Raw genomic sequence first — 17294 nt, 5'->3', positions numbered from 1 at the left:
ACTTATGACGACCCCAACCGCACACGCTCCCAAGGATGGCGAAACACCCGCCTTCTACATGACGGAAGAGCATCATCCGGAAGGCAGCACCATGCTGGGCTTCTGGATCTACATCATGAGCGACTGCCTGATCTTCGCAGTCCTCTTCGCCACCTTCGCCGTGCTCGGCCACAGCTATGCGGCCGGCCCGTCGCCGGCCGACCTCTTCGAGCTGCCGCTCGTCGCCCTCAACACGGCGATGCTGCTCTTCTCCTCCATCACCTATGGCTTCGCCATGCTGGCAATGGAGAAGGATAACAAGTCGGGCACGCTGATGTGGCTGACGATTACGGGCATCTTCGGCGCCCTCTTCATCTTCTTCGAACTCTATGAGTTCTATCACCTGATCCTCGACGGTGCCGGCCCGCAGCGCAGTGCCTTCCTGTCCGCCTTCTTCACGCTGGTCGGCACGCACGGTCTGCACGTCACCACCGGTATCGTCTGGCTGATCACGCTGATGGTGCAGGTCGGCCGCTATGGATTGATCCCGGAAAACAAGCGCCGCCTGATGTGCCTTTCGATGTTCTGGCACTTCCTGGACGTCGTCTGGATCGGCGTGTTTTCTCTCGTCTACCTCATGGGAGTTCTCGGATGAGCTCGAACGCTAACCATTCGCATCATTCCGGCGACGCCCACGGCCACGATCACCATGGCGGCCACGAGGCGGCGCACGGCACCTTCAAGAGCTACATGACGGGGTTTATCCTCTCCGTCATCCTGACCGCCATTCCCTTCTGGCTGGTCATGGCCAAGGTCATCCCCGATCCGGCCGTCACCGGAGCGATCGTCATGATCCTCGGTGCGATCCAGATCGTCGTGCACATGATCTACTTCCTGCACATGAACACCCGCTCAGAAGGCGGCTGGAACATGATGGCGCTGATCTTTACGATCGTGATCGTCATCATCGCGCTGTCCGGCTCGCTCTGGGTCATGCATCACCTCAACGCGAACATGATGCCCATGTCGCCCGAGATGATGCGCAACATGCCGTAAATTCGAACGGCGGGCCTTCAGGCGAAGGCCCGCCCTCTTCCGGCGTGAAATCCGCCGGGTGCTGCGCGTTGCATGCTTGAAATGCCGAAAGCCGCAGCCAAATCTTCCCGACCGCGCATGATCTTCAGCGAAGAGAATTGAACCTCCCGAAATCATGCGGCAGCGCCTCCCCGGAGATCAGCGCCATGACCGATATTTCCTCGAACACCTCTCAGGGCAAGCCGCGCACGACGCTGACCCTGGTCATCTGGGTGTCGCTGCTTCTGCTTCTGACGGCCCTCCTCATCGGTCTCGGCACCTGGCAAGTGAAGCGGCTGCATTGGAAGCTGGATCTGATCGCCCGGGTCGATGCACGCGTGCATGCTCCGGCGGTTCCGGCTCCCAGCACCGCAGAGTGGGCGGACGTCACGGCCGAAAACTCCGAATACAAGCATGTCCAGGCAAGCGGCACTTTCCTCAATGACAAGCAAGTGCAGGTCTATGCCTCGACCGCTCTCGGCGCAGGCTATTGGGTGCTGACGCCGCTAAAGCTTGCAGATGGCACGATCATCATCGTCAACCGTGGCTTCGTGCCAACCGAGAAGCGCAATCCGGCGACGCGCGCCGAAGGCGAGATTTCCGGTGAGACCACCGTTACCGGCCTATTGCGTATCAGCGAGCCCAAAGGCACGCTGCTGCGTTCAAACGTGCCGGCGGAGGAGCGCTGGTATTCGCGCGACGTGGCAGCCATCGCCGAGGCCCGGGGGCTGCAGAACGTGGCGCCCTACTTCATCGATGCCGACGATGCGAAAAATCCCGGCGGATTGCCCGTGGGCGGGCTGACGCAGATCACCTTCCACAACAGCCATCTCGTCTATGCCATCACCTGGTACGGACTGGCCGCCATGACATTAGGGCTGGCAGTCTATCTCGTCTATTTCGAGCGGCAGCGGGCAAAAGTGGCTCGTTGATCGCCACCCTTTGCTTTCACGTAATTTCCGACGCGAAACCGCGCTTTTGCTGAAACTACTCTAAGGTCTGTGGAGATTCATCGTGAATTAAGGGCGGCTGCGGCGAGATGGGTGATAGCACCATTAATGCCGTGTGGATGGGAATGTTATGATCGAAGTTGGATTCGGCGATGGTTTGAACAAAAGATGAAGGTGCTGAAGCAGCAGTCTTGAGTTAGCGCTCCTCACGATAGATAGTGTCAAGTAATAGCCTGGAAATATTCAAAATAATGGATTGGTTCCCTATAGTCTTCATTACGTTCAAAGTTCTCGTGTTGGGCACGGGCATGTTCTTCGCCATCAAATGGCATCATGATCAAGGAAAGAAGAAATAACGAAACCAGCGAATCGTAAGCGCCTGCCGAACACAGCTTGTCACTGCCGCTACGTACCGGATCGGTTGGTTGCAGACAATACGACGCCATCTTCGCCCATTGGGTGTCAGTCAGAATAAGCGGTCCATCAAAGGCTTGAATCACATCAAGCCAATGTGAATCCCACAGACCTTAGATCGATATCTTCGGGAAGCGAAGCTGCCAGCGCCGGCCGTCGCTCGTCATTTCGACAATCCCGAACGGCTCGACATCAACAGCCCAGAATGCCGCAGGCGGCGCCTGCAAGGCCTGCAGAACGGCAGAGCGAATGACGCTCGCATGGGTGATGATGACGATATGGCCGGCATCCTCGATATGATTTCCCATCCATTCGCTGACACGTTTCATGACCGACAAGAGGGCTTCGCCGCCATGCGGCGCGACCGACGTGTCCGTCATCCAGAGCGCGAGGGACTCCGCATCCCTTTCATGCAGTTCGGCTAGTGATTGCCCCCGCCAGTCGCCATAATCGCATTCGCGCAAGGCGACATCCGGGATAGCGTCGAGACCGAGGACCGCGGCGGTCTGGCGCGCGCGCAGAGCCGGGCTCGCCCAGACCCGATCGATCGCCCCCAGCCTGAAGGATAAGGATTGAGCCTGCTGAGCCGCCTTCGCCTCCAAGGGTTCGTCATCCGGAAAGCAGCCATTCCGATTGGCTTGCGTTGCCCCATGGCAAATCCAGCTCAAACGCGTTTTCATGAAACTTCCTCTATTCCATCCCCCGGTGCGCTCTTGTCGCGATTTAGCATCGCAGTGGCGCTTGATTGACAATTATATTTGCAGATAGCTATAAACTTGCACTTGCGGGTGTGGAAGCCGGTGGAATCCCGGCGCGGTCGCGCCACTGTAATCGAAGACGGACGAGTTCCGCCCTCCGAGAGCCAGACCCTTCCCGCAAGAACCCTTCCGCAAATGGAACGCGCTTTTCTTAAAGAGGGAAATACAATGTCCGACACCACTTTCGCCCCAACCGCAGTTCCACAGCCGATTCCGCTCGGCCAAATCCTGCCCTGGGCTATTTTTGCCGGCCTGCTGATGCTGCTTGCGATCTATTTCATCGGCGCAGAAGAAGGCGCGACCTCGCTCTTCTCGGGCATGTATGTGCACGAATTCGTGCATGATGCCCGCCACCTGCTCGGCTTCCCCTGCCACTAAGGGGTCAAGCACATGGTTGGACGTCTTTTGCTCCGCGGCATGATCGTCGGGGCCTTGACCGGTATTTTCGTTTTTGCTTTTGCCCACATCTTCGGCGAACCGCTGGTCGACTGGGCCATCGGGTTTGAAGAAAAGGCCGCGCAGGCGGCCGGCGAAGCTCCTGAACCAGAGATTGTCAGCCGCGCTACGCAGGCGGGCATCGGCCTCTTCACCGGCAGCGTGATCTTTTCCACCGCAATCGGCGGATTGTTCGCGCTGGTTTTCTCCTTCATCTACGGCCGCATCAGCCCCTTGGGTGCGCGCGGCACGGCAGCGCTGCTCGCGCTCGCCGCTTTCGTGACGATTTCGCTCGTGCCCGATCTCAAGTATCCGGCAAACCCACCGGCCGTCGGCAATCCCGATACGATCGGCGCGAGAACGGAACTGTTCTTCATCATGATCGTTGCCTCCGTCGTCGGCATGATCGTCGCGGTGGGCTTCGGTCGCAGGCTGGCAGCGCGATATGGTTCCTGGAACGGTGCGATCATTGCCGGCATTGGCTACATCGTCTTCATCGCGCTGATCCAATATCTGCTTCCCCCCATCAACGAAGTGCCCGAGCAATTTTCCGCCGTCGTGCTCTGGCGCTTCCGCGTCACCTCGCTCGGCATGCACGCCATTCTCTGGACGACGCTCGGCCTTGCCTTCGGAGCCTGGGCGGAACGTCAGTTGCCGCAGACACGTTACGGCAATGCGGCCCTACGCCGGGTTTAGTGTGGTAAATAGATCGCATCCCGCGCATGGCAACATGCGCGGGAGACGCCTGTATCCAGGTGGCGTCCTGTTTGCAATCTTCTGTCTCATCGTTGCAGGTTGGCCAGTTTCGGTTGCCGCACATGGCAGCGGCTCCTCCGGCAGCCAGGCCGGCATTCCGATTCCCAGTCTCACCCATGGCGAGATGGCTGTGATCTCTCCCTATTACGGGCGGATCATTTCGCTTGCCGAGAGCATATCGGATACCGACGAAACCTTCCGCCGTCTCCTGAACTTCGCGCAGATCCAGCGTGCCTATTGCCTATGGGGCGTGATGCCAGGCAGCGTCAGCGACGAGGAAAGCCCTTTCAACGAATGTTCGCACGCCTATCTTGCGGCTGCAAAAGCAGTGCTGCTGCAGATGCGTGCCATGAAAGTGGAAAAGGAACCGGTCGACGACCTCGTCTCCGATATCGATCTGGCACTCGTGCGCAACAACCTCTCGCTCATCCTGTGCAAATTCAGCGGCGAGAATTTCAATACGGCCGATCTCATCCGGCCGAAGCTTGCCGATATCGCGCTTCATGCGAAAAGCCTTGCTGCGATCTTATCGGCCAGCCTGTTCGTACTTGCAGGGCTATGGCTAGGCGCGCGCGCATTACGGCCGCAAGCTCAATCTTAGGAACCGCTGCGCACTGTTCCTCGAGCTGGCCTTAACAAAACACCGCCGCGAAGTGCGGCGGTGTTTCTGATCTTACCAGTAACGCGGGCGATCGCGCCAACGGTCATCGCGCCAGCCATCGCGATGATGGCGATGGCCGTGCCAACCCCATGGCGGCGGCGGTGGCGGCCTGTAGTAACCCCAGCGCCGGGGCGGCGGACCCCAGCGATTGGGGCGGCATTCGCCCCAGCGCGTCAGGTGCCAGCCACGACCGCAGGCATAGTCAACTTTCACGATCGGCGCTGAGGCCGCTGTCCCAACGGCTGGGATAGGCATTGCCTCTGCCGAAGATACAACCAGGCTGCCAAACAAGGCAGCGATGGCAATCACGGACGATCTCATTTTGATGGCCCTCTATCCAAGTCCCTTACATGCGGGATTTAACCCCTTGAGGTATGAACGCCGGCTGAACCGAAAAAGGCCATTTGACGGCGAAATCAAGATCAGACCAAACGCCTGACCGCAGCCCAAAAAGCGTCCTGTTGCCGGTATTTGCGGCCAGCCGCAACCTACTCGCGCGTCACGAGAGTTTCATGAAGGAGGCTTACACCAACGATATCAATTGCCATAAAGGAGTTTGGGATGGTCGACCTCGCTTCAAACACTTCGGAGGGTGGCAATGCCAACCATCCAATTCACGGCGCCGGTAGTTCGGCAAAATGGTTTCTGCCGATCTTCGGTGTCGTCGTGCTGGCCGGCCTTGCCTATGTCGGCTATGCCCTTGGCAGCGACCTCGCCGAAGCTGCCGCCGTTCCGTGGATCCTACTCGGCCTGGCGCTGCTGATCGCGCTCGGCTTCGAATTCGTCAACGGCTTCCACGATACTGCCAACGCCGTCGCCACTGTCATCTATACGCGCTCGCTGCCGGCGGAATTCGCCGTCATCTGGTCGGGCTTCTTCAACTTCCTCGGTGTTCTCACTTCGTCGGGCGCCGTCGCCTTCGGCATCCTGGCGCTGCTGCCGGTCGAACTCATCCTGCAAGTCGGCTCCGGCTCCGGTCTCGCCATGGTCTTCGCCCTATTGACCGCCGCCATCATCTGGAACCTCGGCACCTGGTATCTCGGCCTGCCGGCCTCGAGCTCGCATACGCTCGTCGGCTCGATCATCGGGGTCGGCCTCGCCAACCAGTTCCTGGCACCCGCCGGCTCCGCCACCAGCGGTGTCGACTGGTCGCAGGCAAGCAGCGTCGGCATGTCGCTGCTCCTGTCGCCGATCATCGGCTTTGCCGCAGCTGCAATATTGCTGCTGGTCGCCAAGGTGCTGATCCGCAATAAGGAGCTTTATGAAGCGCCGAAGGGCAATACGCCGCCGCCTATCTGGATCCGCGGCCTGCTGATCTTCACCTGCACCGGCGTCAGCTTCGCTCACGGCTCGAACGACGGGCAGAAGGGCATGGGCCTCATCATGCTTATCCTCATCGGCCTGGTGCCGACGGCTTTTGCGCTGAACCGCACACCCGATGTCAACTATCTCGAGGCTTACAAGGCTGCCTCAACGCAGGTCGAGACCGTGCTTGGCAAGTATGTGAAGCCCGGCGTTGCCGCTCCGGCCGATCCGAAGGCTGCGGTCAGCGATGCTGTCAAGAGCAAGATCTGGTCGGATGCGACCACGCCGGCACTTCAGGCCTACATTCACGCCACCAGCGCCGAGATCGCCGCTTATCCGAGCGTCGAGAAGCTGCCGAACGGCCTCGTCAGCAACGTTCGTAACGACATCTACCTGATCGGTGAATCGCTGAAGCTGATCGACAAGCAAAAGCTGCTGCCGATGAGCGCCGACGACCTGAAGGCCGTTACGAACTATCACGCCGCCGTCGATCACGCGACCAAGTTCATTCCGCTCTGGGTGAAGGTCGCCGTGGCACTGGCACTCGGCCTCGGCACGATGGTTGGCTGGAAGCGCATCGTCGTCACCGTCGGCGAAAAGATCGGCAAGACGCATCTGACTTACGGCCAGGGTGCTGCCGCCGAAGTCGTCGCCATGCTGACGATCGGTGCTGCCGACCATCTCGGCCTGCCGGTCTCGACCACGCACGTCCTGTCCTCCGGCGTCGCCGGCACCATGGCCGCCAACGGTTCCGGCCTGCAATGGTCGACCGTTCGCAACATGCTGATGGCCTGGATCCTGACGCTGCCAGCTTCGATCGCGCTTGCCTTCGTGCTGTTCGTCGTGCTGCGCCAGGTCTTCTAATCGTCGCGATAAAGGCGTCGAACATTTTCGATAAGACTATGGCGCCCCTGACGGGGCGTCATTTCATTTGCAGCATTCCGCCGGCAGACGCGGCACTGCGGCCGGCATCGCAAAACGCATCGAAAGCGTTCGCGAGATCCGCCTGCATTCCCACGGAGCATCGAAGCCGAGCCGTCAGGAGCGCATGAGGCGCCTGTTTGCGGATTGCTTCAGCCGACGCCTTCCCTCTTGTTGCCGTTCGCACCGAGGCCGGAAATCTTGGCAAGTTCCGAGCGACGGTTGGCGTAATTCTGCGCAACCATCGGATAGTTGGGAGCAAGTCCCCATTTCTGTCTGTATTCCTCGGGCGTCATGCCATAATGCACGCGCAAATGGCGCTTCAGGGTCTTGAAGCGTTTGCCGTCTTCGAGGCAGACGATGTAGTCGTTTGTCACCGATTTCTTCAAATCCACCGCCGGCACCAAGTTGCTTCGATCGACGATCGAAGCCGACCCATCCAACGTTTGCAGCGCCTCGTGAATATCCTTGATAAGCCTGGGGAGGCTGTGAACAGGGATGGCATTATGGCTGACATAGGCTGAAACGATCTTCACGCAGCCATCGAACAAAGCAGGCGTCTTCTGGGGTACGGGGTCTTTTCTCTCGCTGAAAGAATCCATGATCTTTTCCCGGATCTCATTTGGTTCCTCGTGCGCCGCCCCGCTCGAATTGCATCATGCGCGATACCCGCAGCCGGGCAGCGCGCCGTTTCGATTTGCGCCCTGTTCCAGGAGCGCGATCCCGGTTTGGTAACCGGGGTACAATGCGACCGCATGAAATGCGTGCGCAATCACAGCCGGTAGCTTTTCGCTCCGTATCCCATATCCGCAGCGGTCTGCGGCAGTTCGCCGGCGGAGTCCGAGAAGTAGACCGCCAGCTTGTTGCAAAGAGTGACGAGCGGCATGCCGAGCATGAACGCCGTATGAGTGGGATCTCCGCCGCAATGCTGCAGCGTCTGGAGAATAAGCTTGCGCTCGACATCCTCCATCGTCTGGCCAACGAGGCTGCTGACGGCGGTATCGACCGCTCCCTGCAGCAAACGGCCATCGCCAAGATGGAGGGTGATCTCCTCGATCAATCGATTTTCGCTTGCGGTCACGATAACGACATCATCAGCATGACCGCCGAGCTCGCACAGGACGTAGAGCCCGGTCTCGGCATCTATGCTGACGCGGCCAATCGCTTCTGCCGCCTGATCGCAGATAAGGACATGCGGCTCGGTTCCGCCGACGAATGTGGCGACCAGCTCGCCTCTCCCGGAAAAGACGATGCGAAGCCGGCTCACAAAAGCGCGCAGCAATGTCTTCGTCTTGAGCTCGCTCGCAGCCCGGGCCGCCGAGATCTGATAGGCGGATATGAAAGCCGGCTGCTTCATCATGACCTCACCTGCAAGGCCCTGATGGCAGGCTTCGGCGAAAGACCGGCGGACATACGCCATGCATAAGGTTTGGAGATTGCGGTCATATTCGGCGGGAAAATCATTCCACCCCCCGCAAGACGGCTTTCCGCTTGTAGCGCCGGAGCTGGGCCAAGGAAACCGGCTTCGACAGCAGGAAGCCCTGTACATGCGTTGCGCCCGCTTCCCGCGCCACATCGAGTTGGGAGCTGGTTTCGATACCCTCGACGACGACAAAGGGAGCAAAGCAGGCGGCAAAACCGACGAGATGGGAGAGGCTGTCGCTTCCGTCGCGCCCTTGCCTGTTATCCCACACGAAGGCTGCATCGATCTTGACGATATCGGCGGGCACCTGCAACAGCGATGCCGGCGTGGCGAAACCCGACCCGAAATCGTCAATGGCGATACGACAGCCGAGGTCACGGATCATCTTCATGCGCTCGATGGATGCGCCAACCACTGGATAGCTTTCGGTGACCTCGATGATGAGGCGCGAAGCAAGCTCCGGGCGGCGGCTGATTCGGCCGAATACATCGGCGAACCGATCGCGGCGCGACAGGCTGGTGGCGGAAAGATTGAAACCGAGAACCAGCGCCTCATCCGCAGTCAGATCGGACAGCACCATATCCAGAATGCGCAGATCGAGATCGAACCAGCGATCCTGCCGCTCGAGCAGCGAGACGAAGGTGCCGGCCGTGTGCACGGTGCCGTCCGAGTCCGTTACGCGCGCCAGGCTTTCCGCGTAGAATACCTTGCCGACATTTCCGGCATCATGAATCCATTGCGCCGCAAAACCCAGGCCACCTTCAGCGATCGCCTTCAAGATCAGGGCTCCATGCCCCTCCTCCTCACGGCTTGCACTACCGTTCATCGGATTTCCCTTTCGGGGCGACGCGGCGATCGAGGAACATCCAGGAACAGGAAACAGCGGATGATGAACGGCGCGTCTCGCTCCGAAACATCGGATTCCGGTGTCTATAATCCGCCTCTTCCATCTTCCAGACACCCTCAAACCTCAATCATTGAGGCCCCTTCATCGAGCTGGAAATATTGCGCCGAAGACCATAGTCAACCCAGCACGGATATGCCTACGAGATAGTTATTTAATAAATGCTAATACACTAATTAACTAGCGCTGCAAAAGTCAATCTCCGCGCAGCTTCTCCCGCACAACTAAACCAAAATATTAATGCTCTTCAACAATTATTCAGCACTTGCCGTCTGGGACCACCAGCCACTTTGCCGCGCCGCCTGCAGGGCTAAATCCAGAGGCGGCAGATCCTGGTGCCACAATCTTTCCCACTCCAGACTCATGATGCCGGCATAACCATCGGCATCGAGCGCTGACCGCAGTGCCGCCATCGGGAACTCGCCGGTACCGGGGAGCACGTACCTATAGGGCAGTCTCGGCCCCGGCACGGAAACGCTGTCCTTGATGTGGAGATGGTGCGTGTTGCGCCGAACCTGCTTCCAGGTTTCGACGGGATCTTGTCCGCCCTTGCGCCAAGTATGATGCGTATCCCAGATAAGAGCGCAATCGGGCGCTATTTCAAGGAAGCGAGGAATAGCGTCCGGCAATGCAAGAAAATCATGTGTCTCGACGACCATAGCGGCATGAAAGCCTTCACGCTCCGCAGTCTCACGCCACCATTGCAGCGTCGCCAGCGCCTCGGCCAACTCGCCCTTGTCGGCGGTTTCGCCGCCGTCGAAAACCCGGAGCGAACGAACGCCGACGGCCTCCGCCCATGGAAGATAGCGCAGGAACTCCTCCTTCGCCTGCGCTGTCGCGCCGACAAGACGCAGCGAAGTATTGAAGGCACAGACGCTAACGGGAGAGGCCTGCAGCACTTTGGCCAAGCCGGCCGGAGAACCGAACCGTTCGGTGAAATAGGCAACCAGATCGACAGTGCCGGCAAGGGCGCGGATTTCGATGGCGCCGATGCCATGCTTCGCTGCCAATCCGAGGGCTTCGCTCAATTCGAATTCCGCACATCCCAGTGTGGAAAATGCCAACATTGTCCGCGACCTGTCACTATCAACTGTGATCACCAGAGCCTCCTCCGCCCGGTTGGCACCCGCTCAACGCGCGGATGGATACGCTCCACCCATCCGCGGTCTGCGGCTCGACATAAGTAACCAAACGGATAATTAAGGAGCTGGCTTCGGCCGTCAAGCTCCGATCGCAATCCGCCCCGTGGGGCAGCTCATTAGCGATCAACGGCACGGCGAGGGATATTCACAATAAGCAAGCCGGGTATCCATCACCAGACGATCGGATGCGTTTCCCCGGTCGCGACATTGACGAAGCCTTCCGGCGCCCTTTCGGAGGGGGCAACCAGAACCCAGCGCCAGGGCGCGCAGGTGAGCGTCGCGAAGGAAAGCCGCTCGGGAAAGCCCCGCCACCAGCGCGGTGAGAAGGTCGGCTCATACATCCAATCGATCTCGGCCCCGGCCTTATACAGCGCCTGCATCTCCGCATCCAGCTCCTCGGCCGAGCGCGCCGTCATCAGGCCGCCGACTTCGTAGCGGACGCGGGCGACGACCTTTCCGCCCGAAACCAGCACCCAGCCGCCCTGCTGATCCTTCAGCGCATTGGCGACCATGGCCATGGCTTCATCGGAGGAGCCGACCACCCAGATATTGTGCTTATCGTGCCCGAGCGTTGCGCCAAGGGCGGTATCCGGCGTGCGCGGGCCAGTGCCCAGCCAGAACATGCGCGCGACCTTAGCCTCGCCGGAAAAGCGGTCGACGATCGCGAATTTCGTGACGTTACGATCATGATCGCGCTGAACGGCGCCATCGCGAACCGGCAGATCCATCGTGATGAAATCATCGGCCCAGTGAAACGGCCGCAGCAGTGCGGCCTTGGCCGTGTCGGACGCTGATGGAGCGGCAATGCGAAAATCTTCCGCCGTGACGGTCCGATCGATGCGAACCGTCTGCGTTGCCCATGCCGGCCAGTCGATCTCCGGACGAACGCCGATGGAGGCCTTGCCTTCGGATACCGGCTTGCCATCGGCCCAGACCCTGGCGATCGACAGCGTCTTCACATCGTCCAGCAGCACGATATCGGCAAAACGGCCGGGCGCGATCGAGCCGACCCATGGCGTCAGCCGCATATGCCGGGCAGGATTGATCGTCACGCATTGAATGGCAATTTCCGGCGACAGCCCATTCTCAATTGCCAGCCGGACATTATAGTCTGTCGCGCCGATCTTCAGCGTATCGCTGGCGCTGCGATCATCGGTAACGAAGGCGATCTGGGACCAGTCGGACAGGCCTTTATCGATCAACCCCTTGATGACCTCGGGCAGGGAATGCGGACGGAGTTCGATGAACAGGCCATGCGTCAGCTTTTCCCAGATCTCGTCAAGAAACCAGCCCTCGTGATCGGAGGCAAGACCTGCGCCGGCAAAGGCATTGATCGAAGCGAGATCACGCAAGCCCGCACCATGGCCTTCGACGACGCCGCGCTGTTCGAAGGTGGCCCGGATCATGCCCCAAAGGCGATCGTAAGCCGGATTCTCCGGGTTGCTCACCGACGGCCAGTCCATGACTTCGTCAAGGCCGGCCACCATCAGGCTTTCACGCAGAAACGACTGCTGCTCGTCATAGCCGAAGTGACCGCCACCCCATTCGTAAGCCGTCGGCGGCACGGCCGATCCCGGCAGAGGAAATATCTTCATCGGCGAACCGCGGCGACGCGCTTCCAGCCAGAATTCCAGATTGCGGGCACCATTCACATTGGAAAACTCGTGGCTTGCCTCGCAAGTCCAGGTGACACCATGCGGCATGACCAGAGCCGCTTCCCATTCCGGCGTCAGATGCGAACTTTCGATATGCTTATGCGCTTCGCCGAAACCGGGAACGGCTGCGAGATGCGGCTCGTGCACACGCTCGCTCACCTCACCCTGATAACTGCCGGCCGGACCGACATAGGCGATCCGCCGGCCTTTGATGACGATTTCCTGGTCGTCCAGCCAGCTGCGGCTATGCACATCCAAAAGCCTGCCGACACGCAGCAGGCGATCCGCCGGACGGCGGCCGAGCGCGGTCAGCGTCAGATCTTGACGGATCAGCACTTCGTCCGCCGCATTGATGAGCAGATCGTCCGGAAGATTTGTGTTCGGGGATGTCATGAGAAGCATGCCTGCAGGATATTCGGTCAATTGAGGGTAGAGATGACCAATCCGCATGTAAAGCTGCCCGGCCCACCGGCAGAATAATCGGATGTGAAATGAAGGTATTGCTGCGCTACTCCTTCCCCCAAGGAGCAGGGCTATCGCATATGGAGCGGATGAGCACCGGAAGCTCCTTCTCCCCTCGGGGAGAAGGGGAGGTGGCAACGACTTCAGCTCATATGCGATAGCCCTTCGCCAAGAAGGGAAAGGAGTTCGCGGATCTCAACGATGTGCAATGGCCGGACGTCCTAGCGTGACGCGACATATTCATCCCATCAAAGGCAAAAACCGCCACCCTGCCCATTTGTTGGGCTTGTAAAGCCGGTGCTCGAAAAATAGTATCCTGCAAGCTTGAAACATATGCCCGATTTCATTGACCAAAAGGATTTAGAGAATGAACGGCCTCACCCTTGCCCGTGTCGCGGGATTTGTTCTCCTTGCCGCGGTAACTGCGATGCCGGGCTTCGCCCAGGCAAAAACGCTGACTATCTCCTGGTGGGGCTATAATGGCGAGAAGATGCAGGCCAACATCATCGAGCCCTTCAAGAAGATCTGCGGCTGCGATGTCGTTTTCGAAACCGGCAACAATGCCGACCGCCTCAACAAGCTGAAGCTGCGAGGGGGTAAGGGCGTCGACGTCATCTATCTCACGGACAGCTATTCGCAGCTCGGCATCCAGCAGGGTCTCTTCCAGGAAGTCGACCGCAGCAAGCTCCCCAACCTTGCCGATCTCTACGATATCGCCAAGGCACCGCAAGGCAATTACGGCCCCGCCTACACGATCGGCCGCATCGGTATCGTCTATGATACGGCGAAGGTGAACCCACCGGTTTCCTCCTGGAACGATCTGTGGCGCGACGACCTGAAGGGCGCCGTTTCGCTTCCCGGCATCACCACAACGGGCGGGCCGCTGACGGTGCTCCAAGCCGGCAAGCATGCCGGCGCCGATCCCTATGCCGATGCCGACAAGGCGTTTGAGGCCATCGAGGCGCTGAAGCCGAACGTCGTCAAGAACTACAATACCGGCTCCGAACTGGTGAACCTGATCTCGACGGGTGAGGCCAAGGTGGCGATCACGCAGGATTTTGTTCTGTCATCCCTACGATCGGCCGTTCCGACGATGGCCTGGGCCGATCTGAAGGAGGGCGATATCGCTGTCCTCAACACTGTCAATATTCCAAAGGGCTCGGAAAACGTCGAGCTCGCGCACCAGTTCATCAACTTCATCCTGTCGAAGGACGTGCAGCAAGCGGAAGCCGAACAGGGCGTCGATGCGCCGGTCTCGACCAAGGTGGTGCTGCCGCCGGAAAAGGCCAAGCTCTGGACCTACGGCGCCGAAATGATCGCCAAGCTCAGCCGCATCGACTATCAGAAGCTGATCGAGGCGCAACCGGACTGGTTCGATCGCTGGAACGAGATCTTCGGCATGTAACAGGGCATGCCGCATAGTCTGCGGCGTTCTCACGGAATGTAGTTGATGAAGCATTTGATGAAATGGGGATTGGCGACGCCGGCCATTCTGGCCGTAGCGCTCTTCCTGCTCGTTCCCGTCGTCATTACGATTGCGGCGACCTTCGGCGACCTCAAGGGGATTTTCTCCCCCTATGTCACTTTCTTTTCCAGCGGCTTTCGCCGCACGGTACTCTTCAGGACGATCGAAGTGGCGCTGATCACGACGGCGATCTCGCTGTTTATCGGCTTCATCGCCGCCTATGTAATCGCGCAGATGCCAGGCCGCGCCAAAAGCGTGATGATCATCGCCGCTGTCTTTCCGCTGCTGACCGGCGTGGTGGTGCGCTCCTTCGCCTGGCTGATCATTCTCGGCAAGAACGGCATTCTCAACACCATCCTCATGTCGATCGGCGTCATCAGCGAGCCGCTCTCGATGCTCTACACGGAGGGCTCTGTCATTGTCGCGATGGTCTATCTCTTCGTGCCCTTGATGATCCTGACGCTCGTCGGCGTGCTTGAGGGCATACCGCAGGATCTCATCCAGGCGGCGACATCGCTCGGTGCCACGCCGGCCGCAACCTTCCGACAGGTCATCCTGCCGCTTGCCACGCCAGGCCTGATCGTCGGCGCGGTGCTGGTCTTCACCGGCAGCTTCACCTCCTACGCGACGCCGCAGCTGCTTGGCGGCGAAAAGCAGATGATGATGGGCACCTTCCTCTATCAGCGCGCCATGGTCACCTTCGACTGGGTCGGCGCCTCGACGATCGCCGCCATCATGGTGGTGGTCACGATCGGCATTGTCGCGATCATGAGCCGGCTCGCGCGACGGCTGAACCCGATGGCGGTGTGATCATGCCAAGAACGGTCCATCCCGCGCTCATCGCTTTCACCGCCCTCGTCTTCCTCTTCCTGCTGGCGCCGCTCGTCATCATCATCGGTGCCGCCTTCAGCGACACAACCTATCTCACCTTCCCGCCGCAGGGCCTGACGTTGCACTGGTTCTCGAATATCTTTCAGATTGAGGCCTTCCGCACGACGGCGATCACCAGCCTGGAGCTCGCCTTCCTCGGAACTGCACTGTCGCTGCTGATCGGCATTCCCGCCGCCTACGCCATCAGTCGCTACAGGATCGAACTGCCGCGCTGGCTTTCGACACTTTTCGTGCTGCCGATCCTCGTTCCAGAAATCGTCTTCGGCTTCTCGCTGATGAAATCGATCACGATCGGGCTCGACCTGCCGATCTTCCCGAGCCTCTTGATCGGTCATGCGCTGCTGGTGCTGCCCTATTCCGTGCGCGTCGTCAGCGCGAGCCTCGCAAGTTTCGATTTCTCGATCGAGGAAGCGGCAATCAGCCTCGGCTGCCCACCTCTGAAGACCTTCATGACCGTGGTGCTGCCGAATATCCGCGCCGGCGTCATTGCCGCCTTCATCCTCGCTTTCATCACCTCGATCAACGATGTCTCGGTCTCGGTCTTCCTGACAGGCCCAGGTATCTCCACCCTTCCGATCCAGATCCTCGCCCATATGGAGCAGTTCTTCGATCCGACCATCGCCTCGGTTTCCGTGCTGCTGATGCTCGTCACCGTCGCCGTCATGGCGATCGTCGAAGCCACCCTGGGCCTCACCTTCCTGACAAAGTAGCCGCCCGTGACCGTATCGCTCTCCATTAATTCCATCAGCGCCTATTACGGCAAGACGGCCGTCCTGCAGGATCTTTCGCTGTCCGTCGCCGCCGGCGAACTTGTCTCGCTGCTCGGCTCCAGCGGCTGCGGCAAGACGACGACCTTGCGGCTCGTCGCCGGCTTCCTGCAGCCGAGCAGCGGCACGATCAAGCTGGGGGAGCGCGAGCTGACGACACTGCCGGCGCATGCCAGAGATATTGGCTTGGTGTTCCAGAACTACGCGCTGTTTCCGCATCTGACGGTACTCGAAAACGTCGCCTTCGGCTTGAAGCAGCGCCGCACGCCGACGAAGGAGCGCCTTACGAAGGCCGGCGCCATGCTGGACCGCGTCGGCCTTTCCGGCCTCGGCGATCGCCTGCCCGGCGCACTCTCCGGCGGCCAGAAGCAGCGCGTCGCGCTCGCCCGCGCTCTCGTCATCGAGCCGCCGCTTCTGATGTTCGATGAGCCGCTATCCAATCTCGATGCCAAACTCAGGGTCGATATGCGCGTCGAGATACGCCAGTTACAACGCGCCAACGGCACGACCTCGCTTTACGTGACCCACGATCAGGAAGAAGCCTTCTCGATCTCGGATCGCGTCGCCATCATGAATGCCGGCCGCATCATGCAGCTCGGCACACCCGAAACCCTGTACCGCAAGCCCGCCAACAGCTTTGTCGCCCGCTTCGTCGGCTTCGAAAACCTGCTGCCGTTGAGGGTCGTCGAGCGAGCAGGTGCACTGGTGACAGCCGAGGCTGCGGGCGGTGCAAGGATCATTCTGTCGCAGGACGATTTCGGGCCGATCCCGGACAGTTTTGTCCTCGGCTGCCGCGCGGACGGGCTTTCGGTTCGACGCGAAGGCAACGGCCTGCCGGCGATTCTGGGAACACGCACCTATCTCGGCCGCGCCTATCAATACCAATGCGAAACAGCGGCCGGTGCTATCGTCGCCAATGGCGCCTTGTCGGAGCCGATGGCGGCCGGAGATGCCGTCGTGCTTGTACCCGTGCCTGAGCAATGCTGCATTCTTCAGCCGGAGCAATAGAATTCAGGCTTCGATCTCTTTTTGTGAGCTATGGTTGCAATCGCCATCGGCGGGTAGCCTCTGCGCCATTGCTATTGTGGCCATTGGAAGGTGGTACTGCGAGGACTTCAGGCCTTGGTTCCGTGTTTGCATTGTTTGGGTTGTTGCGAGGGCTTGCTGATGGTTTGGAGGCATGAGGCGTTGCTAGAACGCAAAAAGCCGGCGTTAGGCGGGCCTTTGAGAGGGAATATTGGTTGCGGGGGCAGGATTTGAACCTGCGGCCTTCAGGTTATGAGCCTGACGAGCTACCGGGCTGCTCCACCCCGCGTCACCAGCGTAAGCCGC

Annotated in this window: 19 protein-coding genes, 1 tRNA gene and 1 riboswitch; of the genes, 11 read left to right on the top strand and 9 right to left on the bottom strand. The window is 59.8% G+C overall.

Annotated features, from left to right (window positions below):
* Positions 1 to 4: 4 nt before the first annotated feature.
* The 3 genes from cyoC (at position 5) to FBZ97_RS30170 (ending at position 1985) form a co-directional block, all read left to right on the top strand.
* Positions 5 to 634, top strand: coding sequence for a cytochrome o ubiquinol oxidase subunit III (gene cyoC / locus FBZ97_RS30180; RefSeq protein ID WP_095433549.1), 630 nt, complete (start codon positions 5 to 7; stop codon positions 632 to 634).
* On the top strand, positions 631 to 1035 hold the full coding sequence (gene cyoD, locus FBZ97_RS30175; RefSeq protein ID WP_092714481.1) for a cytochrome o ubiquinol oxidase subunit IV: 405 nt from the start codon (positions 631 to 633) through the stop codon (positions 1033 to 1035). The genes cyoC and cyoD overlap by 4 nt, the downstream gene beginning before the upstream one ends.
* Positions 1036 to 1220: 185 nt before the next feature.
* Positions 1221 to 1985 carry an SURF1 family protein gene (locus tag FBZ97_RS30170; protein ID WP_113352073.1) on the top strand — a complete coding sequence of 255 codons (765 nt, stop codon included), beginning with the start codon at positions 1221 to 1223 and terminating at the stop codon, positions 1983 to 1985.
* A gap of 239 nt (positions 1986 to 2224) precedes the next feature.
* Here the strand turns inward: FBZ97_RS30170 and FBZ97_RS34630 are convergent, their stop codons facing one another.
* Together FBZ97_RS34630 and FBZ97_RS30165 are read right to left on the bottom strand one after the other, a co-directional pair.
* A complete protein-coding gene (locus tag FBZ97_RS34630; protein WP_156090774.1) occupies positions 2225 to 2503 on the bottom strand; it encodes a hypothetical protein in 279 nt (92 codons plus the stop codon).
* A gap of 27 nt (positions 2504 to 2530) precedes the next feature.
* Positions 2531 to 3097: a histidine phosphatase family protein gene (locus tag FBZ97_RS30165; protein ID WP_113352074.1), complete on the bottom strand. Its 567-nt coding sequence runs from the start codon at positions 3095 to 3097 to the stop codon at positions 2531 to 2533.
* A gap of 112 nt (positions 3098 to 3209) precedes the next feature.
* Positions 3210 to 3285: riboswitch (cobalamin riboswitch) on the top strand.
* A gap of 58 nt (positions 3286 to 3343) precedes the next feature.
* Between FBZ97_RS30165 and FBZ97_RS30160 the strand changes: the two genes are divergently transcribed.
* Genes FBZ97_RS30160 through FBZ97_RS30150 form a run of 3 tightly spaced genes read left to right on the top strand, consistent with a single transcriptional unit; the run spans position 3344 to position 4967 of the window.
* A complete protein-coding gene (locus tag FBZ97_RS30160) occupies positions 3344 to 3553 on the top strand; it encodes a CbtB-domain containing protein (protein ID WP_113352075.1) in 210 nt (69 codons plus the stop codon).
* 12 nt (positions 3554 to 3565) lie between these two features.
* The gene (locus FBZ97_RS30155; protein ID WP_113395918.1) at positions 3566 to 4306 is read left to right on the top strand and encodes a CbtA family protein; all 741 of its coding nucleotides are present in this window, start codon (positions 3566 to 3568) and stop codon (positions 4304 to 4306) included.
* Between the two features lie 34 nt (positions 4307 to 4340).
* Positions 4341 to 4967 (top strand): hypothetical protein, encoded by a 627-nt coding sequence (locus FBZ97_RS30150; RefSeq protein ID WP_113395919.1) that lies wholly within the window; start codon positions 4341 to 4343, stop codon positions 4965 to 4967.
* Positions 4968 to 5039: 72 nt separating this feature from the next.
* On the opposite strand, the gene FBZ97_RS30145 is transcribed toward FBZ97_RS30150, so the two are convergent.
* Positions 5040 to 5348, bottom strand: coding sequence for a hypothetical protein (locus FBZ97_RS30145; RefSeq protein WP_095433542.1), 309 nt, complete (start codon positions 5346 to 5348; stop codon positions 5040 to 5042).
* A 240-nt stretch (positions 5349 to 5588) separates the two neighbouring features.
* Here FBZ97_RS30145 and FBZ97_RS30140 point away from each other — a divergent pair, with 240 nt between their 5' ends.
* The gene (locus FBZ97_RS30140; RefSeq protein ID WP_113352078.1) at positions 5589 to 7196 is read left to right on the top strand and encodes an inorganic phosphate transporter; all 1608 of its coding nucleotides are present in this window, start codon (positions 5589 to 5591) and stop codon (positions 7194 to 7196) included.
* 209 nt (positions 7197 to 7405) lie between these two features.
* Here FBZ97_RS30140 and FBZ97_RS30135 read toward each other — a convergent pair whose 3' ends face one another.
* From FBZ97_RS30135 to FBZ97_RS30115, 5 genes are all read right to left on the bottom strand, one after another.
* Positions 7406 to 7855 (bottom strand): MucR family transcriptional regulator, encoded by a 450-nt coding sequence (locus FBZ97_RS30135; protein WP_113352079.1) that lies wholly within the window; start codon positions 7853 to 7855, stop codon positions 7406 to 7408.
* A gap of 170 nt (positions 7856 to 8025) precedes the next feature.
* The gene (locus tag FBZ97_RS30130) at positions 8026 to 8613 is read right to left on the bottom strand and encodes a helix-turn-helix domain-containing protein (RefSeq protein ID WP_173004669.1); all 588 of its coding nucleotides are present in this window, start codon (positions 8611 to 8613) and stop codon (positions 8026 to 8028) included.
* 100 nt (positions 8614 to 8713) lie between these two features.
* Positions 8714 to 9502, bottom strand: a complete 789-nt coding sequence (locus tag FBZ97_RS30125; RefSeq protein WP_113333559.1) for an EAL domain-containing protein — start codon at positions 9500 to 9502, stop codon at positions 8714 to 8716.
* Between the two features lie 332 nt (positions 9503 to 9834).
* On the bottom strand, positions 9835 to 10608 hold the full coding sequence (locus tag FBZ97_RS30120; protein ID WP_246661903.1) for a TIM barrel protein: 774 nt from the start codon (positions 10606 to 10608) through the stop codon (positions 9835 to 9837).
* Positions 10609 to 10892: 284 nt separating this feature from the next.
* Complete coding sequence (locus tag FBZ97_RS30115; protein ID WP_145323280.1) at positions 10893 to 12770, bottom strand: adenine deaminase C-terminal domain-containing protein; 1878 nt, start codon at positions 12768 to 12770, stop codon at positions 10893 to 10895.
* A 496-nt stretch (positions 12771 to 13266) separates the two neighbouring features.
* Here FBZ97_RS30115 and FBZ97_RS30110 point away from each other — a divergent pair, with 496 nt between their 5' ends.
* From FBZ97_RS30110 to FBZ97_RS30095, 4 genes are read left to right on the top strand one after another with little or no spacing between them, the layout of a single operon-like run.
* Complete coding sequence (locus FBZ97_RS30110; RefSeq protein ID WP_246661911.1) at positions 13267 to 14244, top strand: ABC transporter substrate-binding protein; 978 nt, start codon at positions 13267 to 13269, stop codon at positions 14242 to 14244.
* Between the two features lie 45 nt (positions 14245 to 14289).
* Positions 14290 to 15114, top strand: coding sequence for an ABC transporter permease (locus tag FBZ97_RS30105; protein WP_113390774.1), 825 nt, complete (start codon positions 14290 to 14292; stop codon positions 15112 to 15114).
* Positions 15114 to 15905, top strand: a complete 792-nt coding sequence (locus tag FBZ97_RS30100) for an ABC transporter permease (RefSeq protein ID WP_145323465.1) — start codon at positions 15114 to 15116, stop codon at positions 15903 to 15905. Before FBZ97_RS30105 ends, FBZ97_RS30100 begins: the two co-directional genes overlap by 1 nt.
* 6 nt (positions 15906 to 15911) lie before the next feature.
* Positions 15912 to 16970 (top strand): ABC transporter ATP-binding protein, encoded by a 1059-nt coding sequence (locus FBZ97_RS30095; protein WP_145323276.1) that lies wholly within the window; start codon positions 15912 to 15914, stop codon positions 16968 to 16970.
* A gap of 230 nt (positions 16971 to 17200) precedes the next feature.
* Here FBZ97_RS30095 and FBZ97_RS30090 read toward each other — a convergent pair.
* Positions 17201 to 17277, bottom strand: a tRNA-Met gene (locus FBZ97_RS30090).
* Positions 17278 to 17294: the final 17 nt, after the last annotated feature.

The sequence above is a fragment of the Rhizobium sp. ERR 942 genome, from assembly GCF_007828395.1.
Taxonomy (GTDB): Bacteria; Pseudomonadota; Alphaproteobacteria; order Rhizobiales; family Rhizobiaceae; genus Rhizobium; species Rhizobium dioscoreae.
The sequence above is the reverse complement of the archived record's forward strand: the minus strand, read 5'-3'. Positions and strand labels throughout refer to the sequence as shown.